The organism is Polaromonas sp. 39-63-25, assembly GCF_002278925.1.
Classification (GTDB): Bacteria; Pseudomonadota; Gammaproteobacteria; order Burkholderiales; family Burkholderiaceae_C; genus Polaromonas.
The window spans coordinates 1-2,035 of the sequence record NZ_NCJH01000046.1 but is presented as its reverse complement, the minus strand read 5'-3'; the positions used below and the strand labels follow the sequence as shown (position 1 = coordinate 2,035).

Genomic DNA, 2,035 nt, shown 5'->3' with positions numbered 1-2,035 from the left:
GGCGCTGCAGCATACGGGCCCACTGGCCCTGGTTGAACTGCTCAACGGCCCGGATGCGCCGCAATACGTCGCCGGCACCGAGAACTTCTACGTCATCACGCGCTACAACTGGAGCAGCTACTACGCGATGGCGGTGATCGAACTGGGGCGCGAGGTCGCTGCGCGGGTACGCCCCTGACAAGAATCGGCCCGGACTGACCGCCTGACCAACCCGGGTCGCAGGGAAGAACACCGCAGAGCCCGCCACGCCCGCCCAACCCACGAGGCCAGCACACCCCCAGGCCGGGCAGAACCCGGCACCCACCGGCCCCTAATTTCTCATTTTGTGACACTGGACACCGTGCATAGTCCGGGGGGCGGTGATAGCGTTGCGACGGGCTCCGGCCCGTTATGGACCACATGCCACACGCCGCATGTGGTCTGCCCGCGTCAGCAGACGCCCTCACCGCAAGGAGACAAGCCATGAAGCAAACCCTCAAGCAAGCGCTCGACACGATTCTTGACTACAACGTTCATCGAGCGGGTGGCACGCCCGGCGTGGTGGCCATGGCCACCGACCGCACCGGCAATTTCTACGAGGGCTGCGTCGGCAGGCGCTCGCTCGGCGACGACCAGCCGATGACACTTGATTCGGTCATGGCAATTTTTTCAACCACCAAAGCCATGACGGGTGTCTGCGTGATGCAACTGGTGGAGGAAGGCAAGATCCAGCTCGATGACATAGCCAAAAAGTATGTGTCCGAGATTGCTGAACTGCAGGTGCTCGACGGTTTTGATGCCTCTCACCAACCGAAAACGCGGGCGCCCAAGCGCGACATCACCGTCAATGATTTGATGCTGCACACCGCGGGCATGGGCTACGAGTTTTTCAGCCACGACGATTTGAAGTACCGCACGGCCAAAGGCATTCCCACCATCGTGTCGAGTTCGTTCGCCTCCATTCGAACCGTGTTGCTGCACGACCCCGGCGCCGCCTGGACCTATGGACCCAACATCGACTGGTTGGGCCGCATCGTCGAGCAGCAGCGCGGCAAGCGTTTGGGGGAGGTCATGAAGGAACGCCTTTTTAAGCCGCTGGGCATGTCCGATATCGCATTCAACCTGACCGATGCCATGAGGTCCCGGCTGGCTGCGCTTCATGACCGTGCGCAGGATGGCAAGCTCACACCGCTGCCCGACCTGATCCTGCCGCAGCCGCCTGAAATGGACATGGGCGGCCACGGCCTTTACGCCACGGTGGGCGAGTACATGAAGTTCATCCGGATGTTTTTGAACGACGGCGACGGCCCCAACGGCCGCGTACTGAAGGCTGAAACCGTCGATCAGATGAGCAGGAACGGCCTGCCGGCAGGCGTGACCAGCGGTGGCTGGACAACGTCCATTCCCTCGCTTTCAAACCCGGGCGAATTCGACCCGGGTATCAAAAAAACCTGGGCCTACACGTTTCAGCGCAACGAGGAAGACACCGTCACCGGCCGGCCGGCGGGCTCTCTGATGTGGGCGGGGCTGGGCAACCTGTTTTACTGGATCGACCGCAAGAACGGCACTGGCGGGTTCTGGGGATCACAGATCCTGCCGTTCATGGACGCCGTTTCCTATCCAGGATTCGTTGATTTTGAAGCGGCTGTGTACCGGCATCGCTCACACTCGCGAGGGTGACACCGGTGGCAGGTAGCGCAGAGTGCGCTGCCTGCCATGAAACCATCACGCGCGTGTCAGCAGGCGCGCCCTGGAAGCCAGGCTGTTGGGTAACAGGTCACGAAACAGGGTGGTGATCTCCTTGACCGTCTTGCGCGCAATCGATTCGCCCTGCATGGCCGACAGCACGGCCATCAAATCCGTGCGGGCGTACCAAAGCCCGACTGGTCCCTGCGCATAGCGCACCCGATCAACCGATTTCGGGTAGTGCTTTTCGCCGTAATCGCCCATGGCGTTGAGCATGAGCTGGCGAATGACCTCGGTTTGGTCCCCCAGCACGGACGCCGTAAATTCGGCAGCCCCGAGGAACGCAAACCCGCTACTTTTGAGTCGAGAC

At 61.6% G+C, this 2,035-nt stretch carries 3 protein-coding genes; 2 read left to right on the top strand and 1 reads right to left on the bottom strand.

The genetic code is table 11. The annotated features are described in order from the left end of the window. Positions 1–178, top strand: a 178-nt coding sequence (locus B7X65_RS23785; protein WP_293596702.1) for a lytic murein transglycosylase, incomplete at its 5' end; no start/stop codon positions are given. 284 nt (positions 179–462) lie between these two features. Next, entirely contained in the window at positions 463–1,659 is a 1,197-nt protein-coding gene (locus tag B7X65_RS23780; protein ID WP_293596701.1) for a serine hydrolase, read from the top strand. Positions 1,660–1,704: 45 nt separating this feature from the next. On the opposite strand, the gene B7X65_RS23775 is transcribed toward B7X65_RS23780, so the two are convergent. After that, positions 1,705–2,035, bottom strand: a 331-nt coding sequence (locus tag B7X65_RS23775) for a hypothetical protein (RefSeq protein WP_293596700.1), incomplete at its 5' end; no start/stop codon positions are given.

Coding starts and splice junctions, on each gene's coding strand:
- B7X65_RS23780 (WP_293596701.1), top strand. CDS start 463: ATGAAGCAAACCCTCAAGCAAGCGCTCGACACGATTCTTGACTACAAC.